General features: G+C 62.1%; 24 protein-coding genes. 21 read left to right on the plus strand and 3 right to left on the minus strand.

The features are described 5' to 3' along the window. Nucleotide 1: 1 nt before the first annotated feature. The 21 genes from cysE (at nt 2) to ACODTO_RS03645 (ending at nt 18,508) form a co-directional block, all read left to right on the plus strand. The gene (gene cysE, locus ACODTO_RS03545) at nt 2-778 is read left to right on the plus strand and encodes a serine O-acetyltransferase (protein ID WP_139645972.1); all 777 of its coding nucleotides are present in this window, start codon (nt 2-4) and stop codon (nt 776-778) included. A gap of 239 nt (nt 779-1,017) precedes the next feature. Beyond that, the gene (iscR, locus tag ACODTO_RS03550) at nt 1,018-1,509 is read left to right on the plus strand and encodes a Fe-S cluster assembly transcriptional regulator IscR (RefSeq protein WP_024777044.1); all 492 of its coding nucleotides are present in this window, start codon (nt 1,018-1,020) and stop codon (nt 1,507-1,509) included. A gap of 50 nt (nt 1,510-1,559) precedes the next feature. Next, nucleotides 1,560-2,774: an IscS subfamily cysteine desulfurase gene (locus tag ACODTO_RS03555; protein WP_024777045.1), complete on the plus strand. Its 1,215-nt coding sequence runs from the start codon at nt 1,560-1,562 to the stop codon at nt 2,772-2,774. A 43-nt stretch (nt 2,775-2,817) separates the two neighbouring features. Continuing rightward, on the plus strand, nt 2,818-3,204 hold the full coding sequence (iscU, locus tag ACODTO_RS03560) for a Fe-S cluster assembly scaffold IscU (RefSeq protein ID WP_003185157.1): 387 nt from the start codon (nt 2,818-2,820) through the stop codon (nt 3,202-3,204). 23 nt (nt 3,205-3,227) lie between these two features. Further along, nucleotides 3,228-3,551, plus strand: coding sequence for an iron-sulfur cluster assembly protein IscA (gene iscA, locus ACODTO_RS03565; protein ID WP_024777046.1), 324 nt, complete (start codon nt 3,228-3,230; stop codon nt 3,549-3,551). 8 nt (nt 3,552-3,559) lie between these two features. Then, the gene (hscB, locus tag ACODTO_RS03570; protein ID WP_139645973.1) at nt 3,560-4,081 is read left to right on the plus strand and encodes a co-chaperone HscB; all 522 of its coding nucleotides are present in this window, start codon (nt 3,560-3,562) and stop codon (nt 4,079-4,081) included. A gap of 50 nt (nt 4,082-4,131) precedes the next feature. Continuing rightward, complete coding sequence (gene hscA, locus ACODTO_RS03575; protein ID WP_139645975.1) at nt 4,132-5,994, plus strand: Fe-S protein assembly chaperone HscA; 1,863 nt, start codon at nt 4,132-4,134, stop codon at nt 5,992-5,994. A 3-nt stretch (nt 5,995-5,997) separates the two neighbouring features. After that, entirely contained in the window at nt 5,998-6,339 is a 342-nt protein-coding gene (gene fdx, locus ACODTO_RS03580; RefSeq protein ID WP_008014719.1) for an ISC system 2Fe-2S type ferredoxin, read from the plus strand. A gap of 13 nt (nt 6,340-6,352) precedes the next feature. Further along, nucleotides 6,353-6,553, plus strand: coding sequence for a Fe-S cluster assembly protein IscX (gene iscX, locus ACODTO_RS03585; RefSeq protein ID WP_024777049.1), 201 nt, complete (start codon nt 6,353-6,355; stop codon nt 6,551-6,553). 89 nt (nt 6,554-6,642) lie between these two features. Next, complete coding sequence (gene ndk / locus ACODTO_RS03590) at nt 6,643-7,068, plus strand: nucleoside-diphosphate kinase (RefSeq protein WP_003185145.1); 426 nt, start codon at nt 6,643-6,645, stop codon at nt 7,066-7,068. Nucleotides 7,069-7,095: 27 nt separating this feature from the next. Then, complete coding sequence (gene rlmN, locus ACODTO_RS03595; protein WP_041023387.1) at nt 7,096-8,241, plus strand: dual-specificity RNA methyltransferase RlmN; 1,146 nt, start codon at nt 7,096-7,098, stop codon at nt 8,239-8,241. 12 nt (nt 8,242-8,253) lie between these two features. Then, nucleotides 8,254-9,012 (plus strand): type IV pilus biogenesis/stability protein PilW, encoded by a 759-nt coding sequence (gene pilW / locus ACODTO_RS03600; RefSeq protein ID WP_041023386.1) that lies wholly within the window; start codon nt 8,254-8,256, stop codon nt 9,010-9,012. Further along, nucleotides 9,012-10,037 carry a RodZ domain-containing protein gene (locus ACODTO_RS03605; protein WP_175385141.1) on the plus strand — a complete coding sequence of 342 codons (1,026 nt, stop codon included), beginning with the start codon at nt 9,012-9,014 and terminating at the stop codon, nt 10,035-10,037. The genes pilW and ACODTO_RS03605 overlap by 1 nt, the downstream gene beginning before the upstream one ends. Nucleotides 10,038-10,040: 3 nt before the next feature. Beyond that, nucleotides 10,041-11,150, plus strand: coding sequence for a flavodoxin-dependent (E)-4-hydroxy-3-methylbut-2-enyl-diphosphate synthase (gene ispG / locus ACODTO_RS03610; protein ID WP_020795607.1), 1,110 nt, complete (start codon nt 10,041-10,043; stop codon nt 11,148-11,150). Nucleotides 11,151-11,174: 24 nt separating this feature from the next. After that, nucleotides 11,175-12,464: a histidine--tRNA ligase gene (hisS, locus tag ACODTO_RS03615; RefSeq protein WP_139645981.1), complete on the plus strand. Its 1,290-nt coding sequence runs from the start codon at nt 11,175-11,177 to the stop codon at nt 12,462-12,464. A gap of 40 nt (nt 12,465-12,504) precedes the next feature. After that, entirely contained in the window at nt 12,505-13,146 is a 642-nt protein-coding gene (locus ACODTO_RS03620) for a YfgM family protein (protein WP_041023383.1), read from the plus strand. Continuing rightward, nucleotides 13,139-14,290, plus strand: a complete 1,152-nt coding sequence (bamB, locus tag ACODTO_RS03625) for an outer membrane protein assembly factor BamB (RefSeq protein WP_041023382.1) — start codon at nt 13,139-13,141, stop codon at nt 14,288-14,290. Before ACODTO_RS03620 ends, bamB begins: the two co-directional genes overlap by 8 nt. Nucleotides 14,291-14,391: 101 nt before the next feature. Then, the gene (gene der / locus ACODTO_RS03630; protein ID WP_041023381.1) at nt 14,392-15,861 is read left to right on the plus strand and encodes a ribosome biogenesis GTPase Der; all 1,470 of its coding nucleotides are present in this window, start codon (nt 14,392-14,394) and stop codon (nt 15,859-15,861) included. A gap of 234 nt (nt 15,862-16,095) precedes the next feature. After that, nucleotides 16,096-17,244 carry a pyridoxal phosphate-dependent aminotransferase gene (locus ACODTO_RS03635; protein ID WP_489105979.1) on the plus strand — a complete coding sequence of 383 codons (1,149 nt, stop codon included), beginning with the start codon at nt 16,096-16,098 and terminating at the stop codon, nt 17,242-17,244. Further along, complete coding sequence (locus ACODTO_RS03640) at nt 17,232-18,023, plus strand: amidohydrolase (protein WP_489105980.1); 792 nt, start codon at nt 17,232-17,234, stop codon at nt 18,021-18,023. The genes ACODTO_RS03635 and ACODTO_RS03640 overlap by 13 nt, the downstream gene beginning before the upstream one ends. A gap of 68 nt (nt 18,024-18,091) precedes the next feature. Next, nucleotides 18,092-18,508: a hypothetical protein gene (locus ACODTO_RS03645; RefSeq protein WP_175385139.1), complete on the plus strand. Its 417-nt coding sequence runs from the start codon at nt 18,092-18,094 to the stop codon at nt 18,506-18,508. 167 nt (nt 18,509-18,675) lie between these two features. Here ACODTO_RS03645 and leuA read toward each other — a convergent pair whose 3' ends face one another. The 3 genes from leuA to xseA all read right to left on the minus strand — a co-directional run bounded on the left by leuA (nt 18,676) and on the right by xseA (nt 23,017). Continuing rightward, on the minus strand, nt 18,676-20,355 hold the full coding sequence (gene leuA, locus ACODTO_RS03650) for a 2-isopropylmalate synthase (RefSeq protein ID WP_489105981.1): 1,680 nt from the start codon (nt 20,353-20,355) through the stop codon (nt 18,676-18,678). Nucleotides 20,356-20,812: 457 nt separating this feature from the next. Continuing rightward, nucleotides 20,813-21,634: a peptidoglycan DD-metalloendopeptidase family protein gene (locus tag ACODTO_RS03655; RefSeq protein ID WP_489105982.1), complete on the minus strand. Its 822-nt coding sequence runs from the start codon at nt 21,632-21,634 to the stop codon at nt 20,813-20,815. A 3-nt stretch (nt 21,635-21,637) separates the two neighbouring features. Further along, nucleotides 21,638-23,017 (minus strand): exodeoxyribonuclease VII large subunit, encoded by a 1,380-nt coding sequence (gene xseA / locus ACODTO_RS03660; RefSeq protein ID WP_489105997.1) that lies wholly within the window; start codon nt 23,015-23,017, stop codon nt 21,638-21,640. Nucleotides 23,018-23,182: the final 165 nt, after the last annotated feature.

Below are 23,182 nucleotides of genomic sequence, written 5' to 3' on the forward strand. Positions count from 1 at the left end.
AATGTTCGATCGTTTGCGTGAAGATATCCAAAGCGTTTTCCATCGTGACCCGGCGGCGCGCAACGCCTTTGAAGTGCTGACCTGCTACCCGGGAATGCACGCGATCTGGCTCCATCGCCTGTCCGGCGCCTTGTGGAACATGGGCTGGAAGTGGCTGGCGCGGCTGGTGTCCAACTTCGGGCGCTGGCTGACCGGGATCGAGATCCATCCGGGCGCCAAGGTCGGTCGTCGATTCTTCATCGACCACGGCATGGGCATCGTCATTGGCGAAACCGCCGAGATTGGCGATGACGTGACCCTGTACCAGGGCGTGACCCTGGGCGGCACCAGCTGGAACAAGGGCAAGCGCCACCCGACCCTGGGCGATGGCGTGGTGGTCGGCGCGGGCGCCAAGGTACTCGGTCCGTTCACCGTGGGGGCAGGGGCGAAGGTCGGCTCCAACGCCGTGGTCACCAAGGCCGTGCCGCCTGGCGCGACCGTGGTGGGCATTCCTGGGCGGATCATCGTCAAATCCGATGACGAGCAGGACGCCCGGCGCAAGGCCATGGCCGAGAAGATCGGCTTTGACGCCTACGGTGTCGGCGAGGACATGCCCGACCCGGTCGCCCGCGCCATCAACCAATTGCTCGATCACCTGCAGGCCGTCGACGGACGCCTGGAGGGGATGTGCGGCGCCCTGAAGGACCTGGGCAGTAATTACTGTGCCAAGGAGCTGCCTGAACTGCGCGAGGAAGATTTCGCGTGTGTGAAGGACAAGGATCAGAGCCAGGTCGGCTGACCGAGGCGTCTGCATCGCGGGCAAGCCTTGCCCCCACAGACCCAGTGGAGACGTCTGTGGGAGCAAGGCTTGCCCGCGATGAACGATAACGCGGTATCGCTGGTCCCCGGCGATCACCCTTTGCTATCATGCGCGCGCTCTTTCGCGGGTAAACCCGAGTACCCCACTAGGTCTTATAGTTGACTTAATTACTCGGGAATTGCATACTCGCCCCATTCCGAACTCCGTGGTAATTGTCCATGCGACTGACTACAAAAGGCCGATACGCCGTGACCGCAATGCTGGATCTGGCATTGCATGCGCAGCACGGGCCGGTGTCCCTGGCCGATATCTCCGAGCGCCAGGGCATTTCCCTGTCTTACCTTGAACAACTGTTCGCCAAGCTGCGTCGCAGCAACCTGGTGTCCAGCGTGCGTGGTCCCGGTGGCGGCTATCAGCTGTCGCGGGACATGCAAGGCATCCAGGTCGCCCAGGTGATCGATGCGGTGAACGAATCGGTCGATGCGACCAAATGTCAGGGGTTGGGCGACTGCCATGGCGGTGATACTTGCCTGACCCATCATCTGTGGTGCGACTTGAGCCTGCAGATCCACGAATTTCTGAGCGGTATCAGCTTGGCTGACCTTGTCACTCGTCGTGAGGTGCAGGAAGTAGCCCAGCGTCAGGACCAGCGCCGTTGCAATGGCAAGGCGCCGCACCTGGACAAGATTGAAGCGTCCGCCGTCGAATGACTGCCGCAGAGCAAGCGGAACGCCAGCCAGCCTGATTTAGGAGAGAGTCCATGAAATTGCCGATTTACCTTGATTACTCTGCGACCACCCCGGTTGACCCACGTGTCGCGCAGAAAATGAGTGAATGCCTGCTGGTCGACGGAAACTTCGGTAACCCGGCCTCCCGCTCCCACGTGTTCGGCTGGAAGGCCGAGGAGTCGGTCGAGAACGCCCGTCGCCAGGTCGCTGACCTGGTCAACGCCGACCCGCGTGAAATCGTCTGGACCTCCGGTGCCACCGAGTCCGACAACCTGGCAATCAAGGGTGTCGCGCACTTCTATCACACCAAGGGCAAGCACCTGATCACCTCCAAGATCGAGCACAAGGCTGTCCTGGACACCACGCGCCAACTGGAGCGTGAAGGTTTCGAAGTCACCTACATCGAGCCTGGCGAAGACGGCCTGATCACCCCGGCCATGGTCGAAGCCGCGCTGCGCGACGACACCATCCTGGTTTCGATCATGCACGTGAACAACGAAATCGGCACCGTCAACGACATCGAAGCCATCGGCGAACTGACCCGTTCCCGGGGCGTCCTGTTCCACGTCGACGCGGCCCAGTCCACCGGCAAGGTCGACATCGATCTGTCGAAGCTCAAAGTCGACCTGATGTCGTTCTCCGCCCACAAGACCTACGGCCCTAAAGGCATCGGCGCGCTGTACGTGAGCCGCAAGCCGCGTGTTCGCCTCGAAGCGACCATGCACGGCGGCGGTCACGAGCGTGGCATGCGTTCCGGCACCCTGGCGACCCACCAGATCGTTGGCATGGGCGAAGCCTTCCGCGTGGCCAAGGAAGACATGGCTGCCGAGAACGTGCGCATCAAGGCCCTGAGCGACCGCTTCTTCAAGCAGGTCGAGCACCTGGAAGAGCTCTACGTCAACGGCAGCATGACCGCCCGCGTACCGCACAACCTGAACCTGAGCTTCAACTACGTTGAAGGCGAGTCGCTGATCATGGCGCTCAAGGATCTGGCCGTGTCGTCCGGTTCGGCGTGCACCTCGGCGTCCCTCGAGCCTTCGTATGTATTGCGCGCCCTGGGCCGCAACGACGAACTGGCCCACAGTTCGATCCGCTTCACCTTCGGCCGCTTCACCACCGAAGAAGAAATCGATTACGCCGCGCAGAAAGTCTGCGAGGCCGTCACCAAGCTGCGCGCACTTTCGCCGCTGTGGGACATGTACAAAGACGGCGTCGACATTTCGAAAATCGAATGGGCGGCGCACTGAGAAGTCGCCACCAGAGCGGCTCCACTGATGAGGATTGAAGCAAATGGCATATAGCGAAAAGGTCATCGACCACTACGAGAACCCGCGCAACGTCGGCAAGATGGACGCGCAGGATCCTGATGTCGGCACCGGCATGGTCGGCGCCCCGGCGTGTGGCGACGTGATGCGTCTGCAGATCAAGGTCAACGAGCAAGGCATCATCGAAGATGCCAAGTTCAAGACCTACGGCTGTGGTTCGGCCATTGCGTCCAGCTCCCTGGCCACCGAGTGGATGAAGGGCAAGACCCTTGATGAAGCCGAAACCATCAAGAACACCCAGCTGGCCGAAGAACTGGCCCTGCCGCCAGTGAAAATCCACTGCTCGGTACTCGCTGAAGACGCCATCAAGGCCGCCGTTCGCGACTACAAGCAGAAGAAAGGCTTGATCTGAACCGCGACAGGTAAGGAGTTTTCATGGCTATCCAGATGACAGAAGCAGCCGCCAGGCACATACAGCGCTCCCTCGCGGGGCGCGGCAAGGGCGAGGGCATCCGCCTGGGTGTTCGCACCACGGGTTGTTCCGGCCTTGCCTATGTACTGGAGTTCGTCGATGAAGTCGGCGAAGACGATCAGGTGTTCGAAAGTCATGGTCAGAAAGTGATCATCGACCCGAAGAGCCTGACGTACCTGGACGGCACTGAGCTGGATTTCGTCAAGGAAGGGTTGAACGAAGGCTTCAAGTTCAACAACCCCAACGTGCGCGGTGAATGTGGCTGCGGCGAAAGCTTCAACATCTGAGGCGGCTCGTGGGTACTCCTTGTCATTTTGCTTTGTTCCAGATGCAGCCGGGTTTCAGCCTGGATCTCGATGAACTGTCGGCGCGTTATCTCGAGCTGGCCCGAGGCGTCCATCCGGACCGCTTCGCGGACGCCTCCGAGGCCGAGCAGCGGCGGGCGCTCGAGCAGTCCGCGAACCTCAACGAGGCCTACCAGACGCTCAAGAGTCCGGCCAAGCGCGCGCGATACCTGCTTGCCATCAGCGGTCATGAACTGCCCCTGGAAGTCACGGTGCACGATCCCGAGTTTCTTCTGCAGCAGATGCAGTGGCGCGAAGAGCTCGAAGACCTGCAGGACAGTGCCGACCTGGCGGGTGTCGCCACGTTCAAGCGCCGCTTGAAGGACGCCCAGCAAACCCTGAACGAAAGCTTCGCAGCCTGCTGGAACGATGCCGCGCAACGCGAACAGGCCGAACGCCTGATGCGGCGCATGCAGTTCCTCGACAAGCTCACCTACGAAGTGCGCCAGCTAGAAGAGCGCCTCGACGATTAACCCAGTGCCGCTCCGGTCGCACGCCTGATTACAGATAAGTCCTGATTACGATGGCCCTACTGCAGATCGCCGAACCCGGCCAAAGTCCTCAACCGCACCAGCGTCGCCTGGCTGTGGGAATCGACTTGGGTACCACCAATTCCCTGGTCGCTGCGTTGCGCAGCGGTCTTTCCGAGCCGCTGGCCGATGAGCAGGGGCGGGTGATCCTGCCGTCCGCCGTCCGCTACCACGCCGATCGCGTCGAAGTGGGCGAGTCGGCCAAGCTGGCCGCCGCGACCGATCCGCTGAACACCATCGTCTCGGTCAAGCGCCTGATGGGGCGAGGCCTGTCCGACGTCAAGCAATTGGGCGATCAACTGCCGTACCGCTTCGTCGGCGGCGAGTCCCACATGCCGTTCATCGAAACCGTGCAGGGCCCGAAAAGCCCGGTGGAAGTGTCGGCCGACATCCTCAAGGTCCTGCGTCAGCGCGCCGAAGCCGCGTTGGGCGGTGAACTGGTGGGTGCGGTCATCACCGTCCCGGCCTACTTCGACGACGCCCAGCGTCAAGCCACCAAGGATGCGGCCAAACTGGCCGGCCTGAACGTGCTGCGCCTGCTCAACGAGCCGACCGCCGCTGCGGTGGCGTATGGCCTGGACCAGCATGCCGAAGGCCTGGTCGCCATCTACGACCTGGGCGGCGGTACCTTTGATATCTCGATTCTGCGCCTGACCGGCGGTGTTTTCGAAGTCCTGGCCACCGGCGGCGACAGCGCCCTGGGCGGCGATGACTTCGACCACGCCATCGCCGGCTGGATCATCGAGCAAGCGGGCCTGTCCGCTGATCTTGATCCGGGTGCGCAACGTCACCTGCTGCAAACCGCCTGCGCCGCCAAGGAAGCCCTGACCGACGCGATGAGTGTCGAGGTCGTCTACGGCGACTGGAAAGCCTCCTTGAACCGCGAAGCCTTCAATGCGCTGATCGAACCCATGGTCGCCCGCAGCCTCAAGGCCTGCCGCCGCGCTGTGCGCGATTCCGGCGTCGAGCTCGAAGACGTCAAGGCTGTGGTCATGGTCGGCGGCTCGACTCGCGTGCCGCGGGTTCGCGAAGCCGTTGCCGAGGCCTTTGGTCGTCAACCGCTGACTGAAATCGACCCGGACCAGGTGGTCGCCATCGGCGCCGCGATCCAGGCCGATACCCTGGCCGGCAACAAGCGCGACGGCGGCGAACTGCTGTTGCTCGACGTGATCCCGCTGTCCCTGGGCCTGGAAACCATGGGCGGCCTGATGGAGAAGGTGATTCCGCGCAACACCACCATCCCCGTCGCTCGCGCCCAGGATTTCACCACCTATAAAGACGGCCAGTCGGCCATGATGATCCACGTGCTGCAAGGCGAGCGGGAACTCATCAGCGACTGCCGTTCCCTGGCGCGCTTCGAATTGCGCGGCATCCCGGCCATGGTCGCCGGCGCGGCGAAGATCCGCGTGACCTTCCAGGTCGACGCCGACGGCTTGCTCAATGTCTCCGCCCGCGAGCTGGGTTCGGGCGTCGAGGCCAGCATTCAGGTCAAGCCTTCCTACGGCCTGACCGACGGCGAAATCGCGCGGATGCTCAAGGATTCCTTCCAGTACGCCGGTGACGACAAGGTGGCCCGCGTGCTGCGCGAGCAGCAGGTCGACGCCCAGCGTCTGATCGAAGCCGTGCAAGGCGCCCTTGAGGCCGACGGTGAGCGTCTGCTGGACGCCGAAGAGCGCATGGTTATCGAATTGCAGATGCAGGAATTGTCCGAATTGATCAAGGGCACCGATGGCTATGCCATCGAGCAGCAGACCAAGCGTCTGTCGCAAGTCACCGATGCCTTTGCCGCCCGCCGCCTGGATTCGACGGTCAAAGCCGCCCTGGCGGGGCGTAACCTGAATGAGATCGAGGAGTAATAGATGCCGCAGGTGATTTTTTTACCCCACGAGAAGTTCTGCCCCGAGGGCATGGTTGTGGAGGCTGAGCCTGGGATTTCCATCCTCGAGCTCGCCCATGAACACCATATCGAGATGGAAAGTGCCTGCGGCGGTGTCTGTGCCTGCACCACTTGTCATTGCATCATCCGTGAAGGGTTCGATTCGCTGGAAGAAGCGGACGAACTGGAAGAAGATTTCCTCGACCGGGCCTGGGGCCTGGAAGCGCAATCGCGCCTGGGTTGCCAGGCCATCGTCGGTACGGAAGACCTGACCGTCGAGATCCCGAAATATTCGCTTAACCATGCGGCTGAAGCGCCGCACTGATGGTGAGACTGTCATGAGCTATGGTTGGAATGATGTACGACGCATCGCTGAAGAGTTGGCCGAAGCCAAGCCGGATGTAGACCCGATGACGGTCAACTTCGTCGATCTGCAGCACTGGATCATGGAGCTTGACGACTTCGACAGTACCTCTGGCCGTTGTGGCGAGAAGGTGTTGGAAGCGGTCCAGGCGCTCTGGATCGAAGAAATCGACTGATCGGCCTGGCAGGTTAGGCAATACCCATGAACCCGCGTATAATTCGCGGGTTTAATTTTTCGCACATTACCGTTTCTGGAGTTACACCCATGGCTGTTCAACGTACTTTCTCCATCATCAAGCCTGACGCCGTTGCTAAAAACGTGATCGGCAAGATCGTGACCCGCTTCGAAGACGCAGGCCTGCGCGTCGTCGCTTCGAAAATGAAGCAACTGTCCAAGGCCGAAGCCGAAGGCTTCTACGCTGAGCACAGCGAGCGCGGTTTCTTCGGTGAACTGGTTGCGTTCATGACTTCCGGCCCGGTTGTCGTTCAGGTTCTGGAAGGCGAAAACGCCATCGCTCGCAACCGTGAGCTGATGGGCGCTACCAACCCTAAAGAAGCCGCTGCCGGTACCATCCGTGCTGACTTCGCCGAGTCCATCGACGCCAACGCCGTCCACGGTTCGGACTCCGAAGCCGCTGCTGCTCGCGAAATCGCCTACTTTTTCGCCGCTACTGAAGTAACCGCTCGCTAAGTAAAGCTTGTGAGTGAGGGTGAGACCATGACTGCATCGATCGGCAAGATTAACCTGTTGGGCTTGACCCAGCCGGAAATGGAGAAATTCTTCGACTCAATCGGGGAGAAGCGTTTCCGTGCCGGTCAGGTAATGAAGTGGATTCACCACTTTGGCGTCGACGATTTCGACGCCATGACGAATGTCGGCAAGGCCTTGCGTGAAAAACTCAAGGCCGTTGCCGAGATTCGCGGCCCCGAGGTGGTCAGCGAGGACATTTCCAGCGACGGCACCCGCAAGTGGGTGGTGCGCGTGGCGTCCGGCAGCTGCGTCGAGACCGTTTACATTCCCCAGGGCAAGCGCGGCACCTTGTGCGTTTCGTCCCAGGCAGGCTGTGCCCTGGATTGCAGTTTCTGCTCCACCGGCAAGCAAGGCTTCAACAGCAACCTCACCGCCGCCGAAGTGATCGGCCAGGTGTGGATTGCCAACAAATCCTTTGGCAGCGTCCCGGCGACCGTCGACCGTGCCATCACCAACGTGGTGATGATGGGCATGGGTGAGCCGCTGCTGAACTTCGACAACGTCGTGTCCGCCATGCACCTGATGATGGACGACCTGGGCTACGGCATTTCCAAGCGCCGCGTGACCCTGTCCACGTCCGGCGTGGTGCCGATGATCGATGAGCTGGCCAAGCACATCGACGTCTCCCTGGCGTTGTCGCTGCACGCACCCAATGACGCATTGCGTAACCAATTGGTGCCGATCAACAAGAAGTATCCGCTTAAGATGCTGCTGGAGTCGTGCCAGCGCTACATGTCGGCTTTGGGCGAAAAACGCGTGCTGACCATCGAGTACACCCTGCTCAAGGATGTGAACGACAAGGTCGAGCATGCGGTCGAGATGATCGAACTGCTCAAGAACATCCCGTGCAAGATCAACCTGATCCCGTTCAACCCGTTCCCGCACTCCGGTTACGAGCGTCCGAGCAACAACGCGATCCGTCGCTTCCAGGATCAGCTTCATCACGCGGGTTTCAACGTGACCGTGCGCACCACCCGCGGCGAAGACATCGATGCCGCCTGTGGTCAATTGGTCGGACAGGTGCTGGACCGCACCCGTCGTAGCGAACGCTACATTGCCGTGCGCGAGTTGAACGCCACCGACGATGTACAGAACGCTGCGAACGGTCACTAAGAGAGGAACTCTATGTCCCTGCGCTTCGCGCTGCTGTTGCTGTTCACCGGTCTGTGCGCCGGTTGTGTTCTGTCGGGCGACTACAACCCGATGAAGACCAGCAAGGGGCGTGACGAAGCGCGTGTGGCCTATGTGCAACTGGGCATTGGCTATCTGCAGCAGGGCATGACCGAACGGGCCAAGGTGCCGCTCAAGAAGGCCCTGGAGCTGGACAGCTCCGACGCCGATGCTAACGCGGCCCTGGCCCTGGTGTTCCAGGCCGAGCTGGAACCGGAACTGGCCGACGAGCATTTTCGCAAGGCGCTGTCCAGTCGGCCGCAGGATGCACGGATCCTGAACAACTACGGCAGCTTCCTTTACGAGCAACAACGTTACAAGGAGGCCTACGAGCGCTTCGAGCAGGCCGCCGCCGATACCCTTTACCCTGAGCGTTCGCGGGTTTTCGAGAACCTTGGCATGACCGCCGCGAAACTCGGCCAGCGTGACCTGGCCCGCCAGCAACTGGAAAAGGCGTTGCGGCTCAACCGCCAGCAACCGCGAGCCTTGCTGGAAATGGCTGAGTTGTCCTACGAGGACAGGCAATATGTGCCCGCGCGGGACTATTACGAACGTTTTAGTCTGCTGAGCGAGCAAAATGCACGTAGTCTATTGCTCGGCGTTCGGCTGGCACATGTATTCGAAGATCGTGACAAGGCCGCCAGTTATGGCCTGCAACTAAAAAGACTCTATCCCGGTACGCCGGAATATCAGCAATACCTGTCGGAGCAATGATGAAAGCGGCGCATCCTGAAGTGGTAGCAGCGACTCGCGTGAACCCCGGTGAGACCCTGCGTCAAGCCCGCGAAAGCAATGGTTGGTCGCTGGCCCAAGTGGCCCTCAAGCTCAATCTCACCGTGGCTTCCCTGAGCAACCTGGAAGCGGGCGCGTTCGACAAATTGCCAGGGCATACCTTTGCCCGGGGCTACATCCGCGCCTACGCCAAATTACTCGACATGGACCAGACCGTGCTGGTCCAGCAATTCGATCAGTACACCGGTTCCGACGCCCAGGGCAGCAATGTGCACAGCCTGGGCCGCATCGAGGAGCCGGTGCGTGTTTCCCACACCATTTTGCGAATCGTCAGCCTGTTGTTGCTGATCGCGGTGATTGGGGGCGGTTTCGTCTGGTGGCAGGATCAAACCTCGCTGCGTAGCAAGGAATCGGTCGCCCTGGCTCCGGAGCATGTAGAAGTGGAGGGCGCCGACGGCACCACGCGGATCCATCCATTGGACGAGCCGGAAGACCAGGCGGTGCTCGAAGGCCAGGCAGAAGGCGAAAGCAACCTGGCGTTGCCACAAGGCCAGGACGGTGCCGACGCCGAAGCCGGCGCTGAGCCGAATACGCCTGCTGCCCCAACTGTGGCCCCGGCCGTGCCAAACACGCATACGCCCACTGCCGGCGCACCGGTTGCCCCGAGCACTCCAGCGCCGACCGTGGCGGCTCCAGCAGCCCCAGCAGCTCCAGTCGCTCCTGCGCCGGCAGCAACACCGGTTGCCCCTGTGGCGCCGGCCGCAGGTGAAGGCCAGGTGCAGATTCAATTCACCGCGGATTGCTGGACCCAGGTCACCGACGGCAACGGCAAGGTGCTGTTCAGCGGCCTCAAGCGCAAGGGCGATACCACGTCCATCAACGGCAAGCCGCCGTTTGCCGTGCGCCTGGGCTATGCCCGTGGCGCGCAGGTCAGCTACAACGGCCAGCCGGTCGATGTGGCTCCGTTCACCAGTGGCGAGACTGCTCGCCTGAAGTTGGGTCAATAAGTCATGCACGGCGAATCTCCAATCAAACGTCGCGAATCCCGCAAGATCTGGGTCGGTAACGTGCCCGTGGGCGGCGATGCGCCTATCGCTGTGCAGAGCATGACCAACAGCGACACCAACGACGTGGCTGCCACCGTTGCGCAGATCAATCGCCTGGAAGCCGCCGGCGTCGACATCGTGCGGGTGTCGGTGCCGGACATGGACGCCGCCGAGGCGTTCGGCAAGATCAAGCAACTGGTCAAGGTGCCTCTGGTGGCGGACATTCACTTCGACTACCGCATTGCCCTGCGCGTGGCCGAGCTGGGTGTCGACTGCCTGCGCATCAACCCGGGCAATATCGGTCGCGAAGACCGCGTGCGCGCCGTGGTGGATGCCGCTCGGGACCGTGGCATTCCGATCCGCATCGGTGTGAACGCCGGTTCCCTGGAAAAAGACCTGCAGAAGAAATACGGCGAACCCACGCCGGCGGCCCTGGTGGAGTCGGCGCTGCGTCATGTCGAGCACCTCGAACGCCTGAATTTCCAGGACTTCAAGGTCAGCGTGAAGGCCTCCGACGTGTTCATGGCCGTCGAAGCCTACCGCCTGCTGGCCAAGGAAATCGTCCAGCCGCTGCACTTGGGCATCACTGAAGCCGGTGGGTTGCGTTCGGGCACGGTGAAATCCGCCGTCGGCCTCGGTATGCTGCTCGCCGAAGGGATTGGCGATACCATCCGCATCTCGTTGGCGGCCGATCCGGTCGAGGAAGTGAAGGTCGGCTACGACATTCTCAAATCCCTGCACCTGCGTTCCCGTGGCATCAACTTCATCGCCTGCCCGAGCTGCTCGCGGCAGAACTTCGATGTGGTCAAGACCATGAACGAGCTGGAAGGGCGTCTCGAAGACCTGCTGGTGCCGCTGGATGTCGCGGTGATCGGTTGCGTGGTCAACGGGCCGGGCGAAGCCAAGGAGGCCCATATCGGTCTCACCGGCGGTACGCCGAACCTGATTTACATCGACGGCAAGCCGTCGCAGAAGTTGACGAATGACAATCTGGTGGATGAGCTGGAACGGCTGATCCGCGAGAAAGCGGCCGAAAAGGTCGAAGCCGACGCAGCGGTCATCGCACGCGGCTGAGCAAACGAATTTTAAGGATTTATTGTGAGCAAGTCTCTGCAAGCCATCCGTGGCATGAACGACATCCTGCCCGAACAGACGCCCCTGTGGCGCTATTTCGAGGGCACCGTCGCACGTTTGCTGGATAACTACGGTTATCGGCAGATCCGCATGCCCATCGTCGAGTTCACCGAGCTGTTCAAGCGCTCCATCGGCGAAGTGACCGACATCGTCGAAAAAGAGATGTACACCTTCGAGGATCGCAACGGCGACTCCCTGACCCTGCGCCCCGAAGGCACGGCGGCCTGTGTGCGTGCGGTGCTCGAACACGGCATCACCGGCGGCGGCCAAGTGCAGAAACTCTGGTACATCGGCCCGATGTTCCGTCACGAGCGTCCGCAGAAAGGCCGCTATCGCCAGTTCCACCAGATCGGTCTGGAAGTGTTCAACCTCGACGGCCCGGACATCGACGCCGAGCTGATCGTCATGACCTGGCGCCTGTGGGGCGAGCTGGGTCTTCGTGACGCGGTCAAGCTTGAGCTCAACAGTCTGGGCACCAGCGAGTCCCGTGGCCGCTATCGTGAAGCGCTGGTGGAGTTTCTTTCCGCGCACCTGGACAAGCTCGACGAAGACAGCCAGCGCCGTCTGAAGACCAATCCGCTGCGTGTGCTCGACACCAAGAATGCCGACACCCAAGCGATCCTGGTCGATGCGCCGAAAATGGCCGACTACCTCGACGACGAATCCCGTGCGCACTTCGAAGGGTTGAAGGCGCGCCTGGACGCCGTGGGCATTCCTTACGTGATCAACCCCAAGTTGGTCCGTGGCCTGGATTACTACAGCAAGACCGTTTTCGAATGGGTCACCGACAAGCTTGGCGCCCAGGGCACCGTGTGTGCCGGTGGCCGTTACGACGGCCTGGTGGAACAGATGGGCGGCAAGCCGACGCCAGGCGTGGGCTTTGCCATGGGCATCGAGCGCCTGGTGCTGATGCTCGAGGCATTGGACAAGGTGCCGGAAGCGCTTTCCCGGCAGGTCGACGTCTACCTGTGTGCCTTCGGTGAAGCAGCCGAACTGGCGGCCTTGTCCCTGAGCGAGCGGGTCCGCGACCAGTTGCCTGGTCTGCGCCTGCAGATCAATGCCGGCGCCGGCAGCTTCAAGAGCCAGTTCAAGAAGGCCGACAAGAGCGGTGCGTTGTATGCACTGATCCTGGGTGACGACGAAATGGCCCAACAAGTGGTAGGTTTCAAACCCCTGCGTGGCCAGGGCGAACAACAAAGTATTGCCTGGGATGCGCTTGCCGCACACCTGGCCACCTGCGTCGTGCAGGGTTGAAGCTGTCAAACAGCCGATTTAGCGATTAAGGAGTATTGGGGTGTCGAGTACCGAAGATGAACAGCTGGCGGATTTGAAGGACTGGTGGAGTCGCAACGGCAAGCCGCTGGTCACTGGCGGCCTGTTGGCGCTGGTCATCGTATTCGGCTGGCAGGCGTTCCAGAAATACCAGAGCAACCAGTCGCAAGGCGCCTCGATGCTCTATCAGCAATTGCTGGAAACCACCCTGACCCCGGACGGCAAGCCTGACGCTGCCCGCGTGGCGGACCTGGCCGGCAAGCTCAACAGTGAATACGGCGGCACCGCCTACGCGCAGTACGGTCGCCTGTTCGTGGCCAAGGTCGCGGTAGACAGCGGCAAGCTGGACGACGCTGCCATCGAGCTGAAAGGCATCATCGACAAGCCTGCCAACCCGACCCTGGGCGAAGTGGCGCGTCAGCGCCTGGCCCAGGTACTGGCGGCGCAGAACAAGACCGAAGATGCATTGAAGCTGCTCGACGGCGATGCCGACAAGGCGTTCCTGGCGACCCGCGAAGAACTCAAGGGCGACTTGCTGGTACAGCTGGGTCGTGCTGATGAGGCCTATGCGGCCTACCAAAAAGCCAAGGCCGCGCTGTCGGATGAAGCCGCAGTCGGTGGCCTGCAAATCAAGCTGGACGACCTGGCCAAAGGGGATGCGTGACGTGATCCGTTGGAAACATGCAGCATTGCTGGCTCTGGCCATTCTGGCCGCGGGTTGCAGCAGCAACAGCAAGAAAGAACTGCCGCCGGCCGAACTGACCGACTTCAAAGAAGAAGTCGTGCTGCAGAAGCAATGGAGCCGCTCCATTGGCGACGGCCAGGGCGAAACCTACAACATGCTGGTGCCGGCCATCGACGGCGACACCATCTATGCCGGTGACGTCACGGGCGTGGTGATGGCGATGGATCGCCTGAACGGCGACGTCAAATGGAAAAAAGATCTCGAACTGCCGGTTTCCGGCGCCGTCGGCGTAGGTTACGGGCTGGTCATGATCGGCACGCTCAAGGGCGAGATCGTCGCCTTGGACGCCAGCAGCGGTGAAGAGAAATGGCGCGCTCGCGTGAGCAGCGAAGTACTCGCACCGCCTGCCTCCAACGGTGACGTGGTCGTGGTCCAGACCCAGGATGACCGTCTGATCGGCCTGGATGCTGCCACCGGCAACCAGCGCTGGTTGTACGACAGCACCCCGGCGGTCCTGACCTTGCGTGGCACCAGCGCACCGATCGTCACCAACCGTCTCGCGGTGGCCGGGTTGTCGACCGGTAAGGTGGTTGCCCTGGACATCTCCAACGGCGTGCCGGCGTGGGAGCAACGTGTTGCCGTCCCACAAGGTCGTTCGGAACTGGAGCGCGTGGTCGATATCGACGGCGGCTTGCTGCTGTCCGGCGGTACGATCTACGTCGCCAGCTACCAGGGTCGCGTTGCGGCACTGGACCTGGAAAGCGGTCGCCCGCTGTGGCAGCGCGATGCGTCCAGCTACGCCGGTGTCGCCCAGGGTTTCGGCAGCGTCTATGTCAGCCTGTCCTCGGGTACGGTTGAAGGCGTCGACGAGCGTTCCACTACCGCACTGTGGAGCAACGACTCCTTGGCCCGTCGTCAATTGTCGGCCCCGGAAGTGTTCTCCAGCTACGTTGCAGTCGGTGACCTGGAAGGTTACCTGCACCTGCTGAGCCAGGTGGACGGTCGTTTCGTCGGCCGCGAGCGTATCGACAGCGACGGCCTGCGTGCCCGTCCGCTGGTGGCAGGCAACATGATTTATGTGTATGGCAACAGCGGCAAACTGGAAGCCCTGACCATCAAGTAAGACTATGCTTGGGGTTTAATCCCCAAGCGGCTTCACCTGAGCACCAGCCGCTGCCTCGCAGCGGCTTTTGTATTTTCTGAAATAACGAAGTGGAGAGCCGCATGGTTCCCGTAATCGCCCTGGTGGGCCGACCGAACGTCGGCAAGTCCACCTTGTTCAATCGCCTGACCAGGACTCGCGACGCCATCGTCGGCGACTTGTCCGGTCTGACCCGTGATCGCCAATACGGTGAGGCCAAGTGGCAAGGGCGTACCTACATTCTGATCGACACCGGCGGCATCTCCGGCGACGAACACGGCATGGACGAAAAAATGGCCGAGCAGTCGCTGCTCGCCATCGAAGAAGCGGATGTGGTGCTGTTCCTGGTAGACGCCAAGGCCGGTTTTACCGCCGCCGACCAGATGATCGCCGAGCATTTGCGCAAGCGTAACAAGCGCTCCCATGTGGTCGCCAACAAGGTCGACAACATCGACCCGGACATGGCTCGCGCCGAGTTCGCGCCGTTGGGCATGGGCCAGGCGATTCCGATTGCCGGTGCCCACGGTCGCGGTATCAGCCAGTTGCTGGAAGTCGCCCTGGCTGACTTCCCGAAAGATGACGATGAGCCCGAAGAGGGCGAAGAAGAGATCGTCGCCGAAGGCGAGGAAGCCAAGCGCATTCCGGGCCCGAGCGAAAAAGACGGGATCAAGATCGCGATCATCGGCCGTCCGAACGTGGGCAAGTCGACGCTGGTCAACCGTATGCTTGGCGAGGACCGGGTCATCGTGTACGACCAGCCTGGCACCACTCGCGACAGTATCTACATCCCGTTCGAGCGCAACGAAGAGAAGTACACGCTGATCGACACCGCCGGTGTGCGCAAGCGCGGCAAGATCCACGAAGAAGTCGAGAAGTTCTCCGTGGTCAAGACGTTGCAGGCCATCAAGGACGCCAACGTGGTCATCTTCGTGATGGATGCACGCGAAGGCGTGGTCGATCACGACCTGAACCTGTTGGGCTTCGCCCTGGAAGCCGGTCGCGCGCTGGTCATCGCGATCAACAAGTGGGACGGCATGACGCCGAGCGAGCGCGATTTCGTGAAGGTCGAATTGCAGCGTCGCCTGTTCTTCGTCGACTTCGCCGACATCCACTTCATCTCGGCCCTGCACGGTACGGGCGTAGGTAACCTCTACGCGTCGGTGCAGAACTCGTTCAAGTCGGCAGTGACCCGCTGGCCGACCAACCGCCTGACCCAGATCCTGGAAGACGCGGTTGGCGAACACGCGCCACCGATGGTCAACAACCGCCGGATCAAGCTGCGTTACGCTCACTTGGGCGGCGCCAACCCGCCGATCATCGTGATCCACGGCAACCAGATCGAGAAGGTGCCCAAGTCGTACGTCCGTTACCTGGAAAACACCTATCGCCGTGTCCTGAAGCTGGTCGGTACGCCGATCCGCATCGAGTTCAAGGGCGGTGAGAACCCGTACGAAGGCAACAAGAACACGCTCACCGACCGTCAGGTCAACAAGAAGCGCCGCTTGATGTCGCACCACAAGAAGGCCGACAAGAAGCGTCGCGACAAGCGCTGAGCGAAAGTCAGCGCCGATCACCTGTGGGAGCGAGCCTGCTCGCGAAGCGTCGGGACAGCAACCTTGATGCAAGCTGATCCACCGCTATCGCGAGCAGGCTCGCTCCCACAGGGGGAAGTCGTCAGCATGAAAAAGGGTGCCCACCGCGGCACCCTTTTTCATGCCCGGCGATTGGGCTATCCTCGACCTCTCCCGCGCCGTGCCAGAGCCGGGCGCAGACGCAGAGAACCCCTGATGATCACCAGCAAGCTGCCGAATGTCGGCATCACCATTTTCACCCAGATGTCCCAGCTCGCCGCGCAGACCGGCGCGCTCAACCTGTCCCAGGGGTTTCCCGATTTCGATGGTCCGCAGGCCCTGCGCGATGCGGTTGGCCGGCATATCGCCCAAGGTCATAACCAGTATTCACCCATGACCGGGCTACCGGCCTTGCGTCAGCAGATCGCGGCGAAGATCGCCCGTAGTTATGGCGCCAGCGTCGATGCCGACCAGGAAGTCACCGTGACCCCCGGTGCGACCCAGGCAATTTTCTGCGCCATCGCGGCGGTGGTCCAAAGCGGCGATGAAGTAATCGTATTCGACCCCTGCTATGACAGCTACGAACCCTCGGTCCAATTGGCCGGTGGTCGTTGCGTGCACGTCCAGCTGGGCCTGGATGACTTTGCCATCGATTTCCAGAAGCTCGGCGAAGCCCTGAGCCCGCGTACGCGGATGATCATTCTGAATACCCCCCACAATCCCAGCGGCGCCCTGATCAGTCGTGCCGAGCTGGATCAACTGGCGGCGTTGATCCGTGATCGCGACATCTACCTGATCAGCGATGAAGTCTATGAACACCTGGTGTTCGACGGTGTGCCCCATGCCAGCGTCCTCGCCCACGAGGAACTGTACCGCCGCGCCTTCGTGGTCAGCTCATTCGGCAAGACCTACCACGTGACCGGCTGGAAAACCGGCTACGTCGTGGCGCCACCGGCCCTGACGGCGGAGCTGCGCAAGGTGCATCAGTACGTCAGCTTCTGTGGCGTGACACCGCTGCAATACGCCTTGGCCGACTACATGGCCGCGCATCCCGAGCACGTGGAAGAACTGCCGGATTTCTACCAGGCCAAGCGCGACCTGTTCTGCGATCTGCTGGCCCCGTCGCGGTTCAGCTTCAAGCGCGTGACCGGCACCTATTTCCAGTTGGTGGATTACTCGCACATCCGTCCGGACCTGAACGATGTCGACATGGCAGTCTGGATGACCCGTGAGCACGGCGTGGCGACGATTCCGGTGTCGGTGTTCTATCAGGACCCACCCGAAGGCCAGCGCCTGGTGCGCCTGTGCTTTGCCAAACGCGAGGAGACGCTGCGTGAAGCGGCGGAAAAACTATGCGTGATCTGAGTGCGTTGCCGAACCTCAACATCGCCCTGGTCCAGACCACCCTGACCTGGCATGACCGCCAGGCCAACCTGGAACATTTCGAAAGCCTGCTGGAGCAGGCGCGGGGGGCAGACCTGGTCATCCTGCCGGAAATGTTCACCACCGGGTTTTCCATGGAATCGCAAACCCTGGCGGAGCCGGAATACGGGCCTACCAGCGTCTGGATGCGGACCCAGGCGGCAAGACTGGACGCGGTGATCACCGGCAGCGTGATTGTCCAGGCCGCTGACGGCAGCCATCGCAATCGCCTGCTCTGGGTGCGACCAGACGGCGAGGTGCTGCACTACGACAAGCGCCATCTGTTCCGCATGGCCGGCGAACACAATCACTACACGCCGGGCGAGCGCCAGGTGCTGTTCGAGCTCAAGGGCTGGCGGGTCCGTCCGCTGATTTGCTACGACTTGCGTTTCCCGGCCTGGAGCCGCGACGCCGACGACACCGACCTGTTGCTGTACACCGCCAACTGGCCGGGGGCCCGGCGCCAGCACTGGAACCGCCTGCTGCCGGCCCGGGCCATCGAGAACCTGTGCTACGTGGCGGCGGTGAACCGCATCGGCACCGACGGCAAGGGCTTCGCCTATACCGGCGACAGTCAGGTGCTGGACTTCCAGGGCGAAACCTTGCTCAGCGCAGGGGAGGCCGATGGTGTGTTCATGGTGAGTTTGAATGCGGCGGACCTGGTGGCGTATCGCACGCGGTTTCCGGCGAACCTGGATGCCGACCGTTTCGAATTCATCTGATTGAAACGATTCAGCCCTTAAGAAGCGCTGTTGCGTGCCGATAACGGGTCAGCCAAGGAGGAGTCCCCATGACCACGATCAGCGCAACTACCGTAAATCCTTACCCACTCTCGGCCCCAAAGGCCCGGATCGGTGGGGCGGCCGAGGAAACGACGGCCACTTCGTCGGCATCGACTGATGCCGGCGACGAGAAGGAAAAGTCACTGAAAATCGATACCAGCGGCGCCAATATCGCCGGTGCGCCTGCCAGCAGCGGCGTCGATGTCGTCGAGCAGTTGAAAAAGCAGATCGAGCAGGCCGAAAAGCTGTTGGCCCAGCAGCAGGCCGAACTGGCCCGCGTGGAGAAGAGTCAGGCCAACGAAGAGCAGAAGACCCAGCAGGCCATGGCCATCCAGACCCAGATCATGGGCACCCAGGCCGCCTTGCAGACCTTGCGGGCAGCGTTGCTGCAGGCGATGGCCGGTTCTGTCGATACCCATGCCTGAGTTTTTGGTTGTTTGATCGTTCCCACGCTCCGCGTGGGAATGCAGCCGGGGACGCTCCGCGTCTCAAGAGCCGAACGCAGAGCGTCCGTTGATGCGTGCCCACGCTCCGCGTGGGAACGAGGCCCCAGGGTTCACACCCCGGGGCCTTTTTGCATTTCAGCCGCGAATCAGGCTGCCTTGGCCTCAGGTTGGCTCAGCGAGCGGTTCAGTGCGCTGAACAGGGCCTTGAAGCTGGCGGTGGTGATGTTTTCATCGATGCCCACGCCGTGCACCGCACGTTCACCATTGACCCGCAGCTCGATGTACGCCGCCGCCTTGGCATTGGTGCCAGCGCCGATGGCGTGTTCGTTGTAGTCCATGATCTCCACGGGAATCGGCAGGCCGGCCACCAGGGCCTCCAGCGCGCCGTTGCCCTTGCCGCGCCAGTGCAGGTTGGTTTCGCCCTGGCCCTTGCTGGCGACTTCCACTTCCACAGCACTATTGCCGTTCTCTTCCTGCAGACGATGGCTGACCAGCGCGTACGGGGTGTTGGCTTGCAGGTATTCGCGTTGCAGCAAGCTGTGGATCTGCTGGGCGGTCATTTCGAGGCCGAGGCGGTCGGTCTCGCGCTGAACCACCTGGCTGAACTCGATCTGCATGCGGCGCGGCAGGCTGATGCCGTATTCCTGTTCCAGCAGATAGGCGATACCGCCCTTGCCCGACTGGCTGTTGACACGAATCACCGCCTCGTAGCTGCGGCCGATGTCGGCCGGGTCGATCGGCAGGTACGGCACTTCCCACAGCGTGTCGGATTTCTGCTGGGCGAAGCCCTTGCGGATGGCGTCCTGGTGCGAGCCGGAGAACGCAGTGTGAACCAGGTCGCCGACGTAGGGGTGACGTGGGTGCACCGCAATCTGGTTGCACTCTTCGACCACTTTGCGCACGCCGTCGATGTCGGAGAAATCCAGTTCAGGGTTGATGCCCTGGGTGTAGAGGTTCAGCGCCACGGTCACCAGGTCGACGTTGCCGGTGCGCTCGCCGTTGCCGAACAGGCAGCCTTCGACACGGTCGGCGCCGGCCATCAGGCCCAGTTCGGTGGCGGCCACGCCGGTGCCACGGTCGTTGTGGGTGTGCAGGCTGATGAGCACGCTGTCACGACGGGTGATGTTGCGGTGGAACCACTCGATCTGGTCGGCGTAGACGTTCGGGGTCGCGACTTCCACAGTGGCGGGCAGGTTGAGGATCACCTTGCGCTCTGGTGTCGGGTTCCAGACTTCGATGACGGCGTCGCAGACTTCCTTGGCGAATTCCAGCTCGGTGGCACTGAAGGTTTCTGGCGAGTATTCGAACTGCCACTGGGTTTCCGGCTGTTGGGCGGCGTACTTGACGAACAGCTTGGCCGCGTTCACCGCGATTTCCTTCACGCCTTCCTTGTCCTGGTTGAACACGATGCGGCGGAACGACGGGCAGGTGGCGTTGTACAGGTGGACGATGGCTTTCTTCGCGCCGCGCAGGGATTCGAAGGTCCGGGCGATCAGGTCTTCACGGGCCTGGGTCAGCACCTGGATGGTGGTGTCTTCCGGGATGTGGCCTTCTTCGATGAGGGTGCGCACAAAGTCGAAGTCAGTTTGCGAGGCCGCCGGGAACGACGCTTCGATTTCCTTGACGCCCACGGCGACCAGGGTTTTCCAGAAGCGCAGTTTCTTGACCGCGTCCATCGGCTCGATCAGCGACTGGTTGCCATCGCGCAGGTCGGAGCTGCACCAGATCGGCGCGGCGGTGATGGTCTTCGACGGCCAGGTGCGATCCGGCAGGTTGATGGTCGGGAAGGCGCGGTATTTGGAAGACGGGTCTTTGAGCATGCTCATGGGCGGAATCCTTAGTGTCGTGGCCGGAAAAAGGCGGCCTGCCGGTGGTTCGAACGGGGTGGCTCTACAGCCTGGACGGGGTGCCGCGATTCAGCCTGGCAGTCGTGCGCTGACGAGGCACAGGCTGCGGTGCTGGCGAAGCTGGATGAGGGTGTGAGAGGTTTTCATGCCTTCAACCCTAACCGGGTGGGGGGAGGATCGCAAGCAGTCGGAGAAAATTGAGAGAAGTTCTGCTTTGTTGAAGGTTTTCGAGATTTTATTGCGGTATTTTGGGGAGATTGTCGGTTTATTGCGTTGATGTTTGTGGCTTGGCAATCTCTGCAGCAGCGGTGCATGTGCCGGCCTCATCGCGAGCAAGCTCGGCTCCCACAGGATATTCGGCGCTTTCGAAATGGCGCAGTAGCTGTGGGAGCCGAGCTTGCTCGCGATGAGGCCAGTAGGCTCACCACAAAAAAACTCAGGGCTCGAACGCTCCGATAAAAATCGCCGGATCCACCCGCGCATCGTTCAGGCTGATGTTCCAGTGCATGTGCGGTCCGGTCGCTCGACCTGTAGAGCCAACCTTTCCCACCACCGCGCCTCGGGCCAATTGCTGGCCGACCTTCACATCGATCTTCGACATATGGCAGAACATGCTGATGAAGCCCTGGCCGTGGTCGACGAACACGGTGTTGCCATTGAAGAAGTAGTTGCCGGTAAGGATCACCTTGCCGGCCGCCGGCGTCTTGATCGGCGTGCCGGCGGGCACGGCGAAGTCCAGGCCGGCATGGGGGTTGCGCTCTTCGCCGTTGAAGAAGCGACGCACGCCAAACCGGCTCGACAGCGGGCCGTTGACCGGCTTGTCCAACAGCAGGTTGCTGGGGATGTTCGGGCTGAAGCTACGGTAGGCCTTCAACTGCACGGCCAGCTCGGCGTCGATGCGCTTGAGGTCTGCCGGGTTCGGGTTGACCTGGCGCTTGTTCTTCAGGGTGATGTGCTGCTCGGGGTACTTTTTATAGCCGACCACGAACGGCTGGGTGCCGCCGCCGCTGTTGATCTGCTGGGTGCCCGGCTGGACGGTCAGCGGGATACCGACAATCGCCAGCCAGTTGTTCTGTTCCTTGACCACCAGCACCGGCTTGCCTTGATAGCTGGCTTTCGGCGCCTGGGCCGCGTTGCCCAGGTCGACCACGGCCACGCCCCCAGGCACCGGTTTGTTCAGCAGGCGGGTGATGTAACTGTCGGCGTGGGCGTTGAAGGTCAGGCACAGCAAAAGCAGGGGCGTTAGAAATCGCGGCATGGATCAATCCAGTAAAGAGAGGGTGACCGGCGTCAGGTGATTGTCTTCGACCCGCACCAGCAATTCGCCTTCGCCGAGCCGGGCCGTCAGGCGCTGGCCGGTCTGGGTCTGTCCGGCACTGCGGATCGCATGGCCGCGTTCGTCCAGCAAGATGCTGTAGCCCCGACCGAGGGTCGCCAGGGGACTGACGATGTGCAGCGTCTGCATCTGGTTGTGCAATTGCACGCGTCGCGCCTTCAAGCCTTCGCGCATGGCCCGGGGCAGGCGTTCGGCCAGGCTGTCCAGGCGCTGGCGCAGCAGCGCCAGGTGACGGCCAGGATGCTGGCCGGCCAGGCGGGTTTCCAGGCGGATCAGGCGTTCGCGGCGGGTATTGAGGCTGCGTTCGAAGGCCCGGCGCAGGCGCATGTCCAGGTCGTCGAGGCGCTGGGCTTGCTGGCGCAGGCGTTCGCCGGGGTGGCGCAGGCGCCGGGTCAGGCCTTCGAGACGCAGTTGATCGCGCATCAAGCGGTCGCGCATGCGCATCACCAGCCGCCGATGCAGGCTCTCGACCCGGCGCACCAGATCGCCGGCGTCCGGCGCCAGCAGTTCGGCAGCGGCGGACGGCGTCGGGGCGCGCACGTCGGCGACGAAATCGCTGATGGACACGTCGGTTTCATGGCCGACGGCGCTGACGATCGGCGTCAGGCAGGCGTCCACGGCCCGGGCCACGGCTTCTTCGTTGAAGCACCACAAGTCTTCCAGCGAACCGCCGCCCCGGGCCAGGATCAGCGCATCGAAGCCCCGGGCGTCCGCCAGTTTCAGGGCGCGGACGATCTGCGCGGTGGCTTCGCGGCCCTGCACGGCGGTGGGGATCAGCGTCAGGGCGATCTGCGGCGCACGGCGACGGAACACGCTGATGATGTCGCGGATCACCGCGCCGGTGGGCGAACTGATGATGCCGATGCGTTGTGGATGAGCGGGCAGGGGCACCTTGCGCTCGGCGCTGAACAGGCCTTCGGCGCTGAGCTTTTCCTTCAGGGCATCGAAGGCCAGGCGCAGGGCACCGTCGCCAGCCGGCTCCACGGTGTCGAGAATCAGCTGGTAATCGCCACGGCCTTCGAACAGCGAAACCTTGCCACGCACCTTGACCGCCAACCCATCCTTCAAGGCCTGGCGCACCCGCGCGGCGTTCTGCCGGAACAGCGCGCAGCGTACCTGGGCGCCGCTGTCCTTGAGGGTGAAATACACGTGGCCGGAGGCGGGGCGGGCGAGGTTGGAGATTTCGCCCTCGACCCAGATGTTGCTGAACACGTCCTCCAGCAACACCCGCGCGCGGCCGTTGAGCTGACTGACAGTCAGGACCTCGCGGTCCAGGCCCAGGCGGGCAAAGGGATCTTTAATCATGGGCGGCATGATAAGGGCATTTGCCGCTTAATCTCCATGCGTGGAAACAATTAGACCGGGTTGCCTTCATCGCGAGCAGGCTCGCTCCCACAAAGGTTCTGCGTCGTACACAGCATATGAATCCAAATGTGGGAGCGAACCTGCTCGCGGATAGCAGTGCTGGAT

This window comes from Pseudomonas sp. FG13 (genome assembly GCF_057809755.1).

Bases quoted from the DNA above. Each gene is read 5' to 3' on its own strand.
- xseA (WP_489105997.1), bottom strand. From the start codon at position 23,017: ATGATTAAAGATCCCTTTGCCCGCCTGGGCCTGGACCGCGAGGTCCTG.
- iscA (WP_024777046.1), top strand. From the start codon at position 3,228: ATGGCTATCCAGATGACAGAAGCAGCCGCCAGGCACATACAGCGCTCC.
- ispG (WP_020795607.1), top strand. From the start codon at position 10,041: ATGCACGGCGAATCTCCAATCAAACGTCGCGAATCCCGCAAGATCTGG.
- ACODTO_RS03640 (WP_489105980.1), top strand. From the start codon at position 17,232: ATGCGTGATCTGAGTGCGTTGCCGAACCTCAACATCGCCCTGGTCCAG.
- ACODTO_RS03605 (WP_175385141.1), top strand. From the start codon at position 9,012: ATGAAAGCGGCGCATCCTGAAGTGGTAGCAGCGACTCGCGTGAACCCC.
- fdx (WP_008014719.1), top strand. From the start codon at position 5,998: ATGCCGCAGGTGATTTTTTTACCCCACGAGAAGTTCTGCCCCGAGGGC.
- der (WP_041023381.1), top strand. From the start codon at position 14,392: ATGGTTCCCGTAATCGCCCTGGTGGGCCGACCGAACGTCGGCAAGTCC.
- ACODTO_RS03645 (WP_175385139.1), top strand. From the start codon at position 18,092: ATGACCACGATCAGCGCAACTACCGTAAATCCTTACCCACTCTCGGCC.
- ndk (WP_003185145.1), top strand. From the start codon at position 6,643: ATGGCTGTTCAACGTACTTTCTCCATCATCAAGCCTGACGCCGTTGCT.
- cysE (WP_139645972.1), top strand. From the start codon at position 2: ATGTTCGATCGTTTGCGTGAAGATATCCAAAGCGTTTTCCATCGTGAC.
- leuA (WP_489105981.1), bottom strand. From the start codon at position 20,355: ATGAGCATGCTCAAAGACCCGTCTTCCAAATACCGCGCCTTCCCGACC.
- hscA (WP_139645975.1), top strand. From the start codon at position 4,132: ATGGCCCTACTGCAGATCGCCGAACCCGGCCAAAGTCCTCAACCGCAC.
- ACODTO_RS03635 (WP_489105979.1), top strand. From the start codon at position 16,096: ATGATCACCAGCAAGCTGCCGAATGTCGGCATCACCATTTTCACCCAG.
- ACODTO_RS03655 (WP_489105982.1), bottom strand. From the start codon at position 21,634: ATGCCGCGATTTCTAACGCCCCTGCTTTTGCTGTGCCTGACCTTCAAC.
- rlmN (WP_041023387.1), top strand. From the start codon at position 7,096: ATGACTGCATCGATCGGCAAGATTAACCTGTTGGGCTTGACCCAGCCG.
- iscX (WP_024777049.1), top strand. From the start codon at position 6,353: ATGAGCTATGGTTGGAATGATGTACGACGCATCGCTGAAGAGTTGGCC.
- iscR (WP_024777044.1), top strand. From the start codon at position 1,018: ATGCGACTGACTACAAAAGGCCGATACGCCGTGACCGCAATGCTGGAT.
- iscU (WP_003185157.1), top strand. From the start codon at position 2,818: ATGGCATATAGCGAAAAGGTCATCGACCACTACGAGAACCCGCGCAAC.
- bamB (WP_041023382.1), top strand. From the start codon at position 13,139: ATGCGTGACGTGATCCGTTGGAAACATGCAGCATTGCTGGCTCTGGCC.
- pilW (WP_041023386.1), top strand. From the start codon at position 8,254: ATGTCCCTGCGCTTCGCGCTGCTGTTGCTGTTCACCGGTCTGTGCGCC.
- ACODTO_RS03555 (WP_024777045.1), top strand. From the start codon at position 1,560: ATGAAATTGCCGATTTACCTTGATTACTCTGCGACCACCCCGGTTGAC.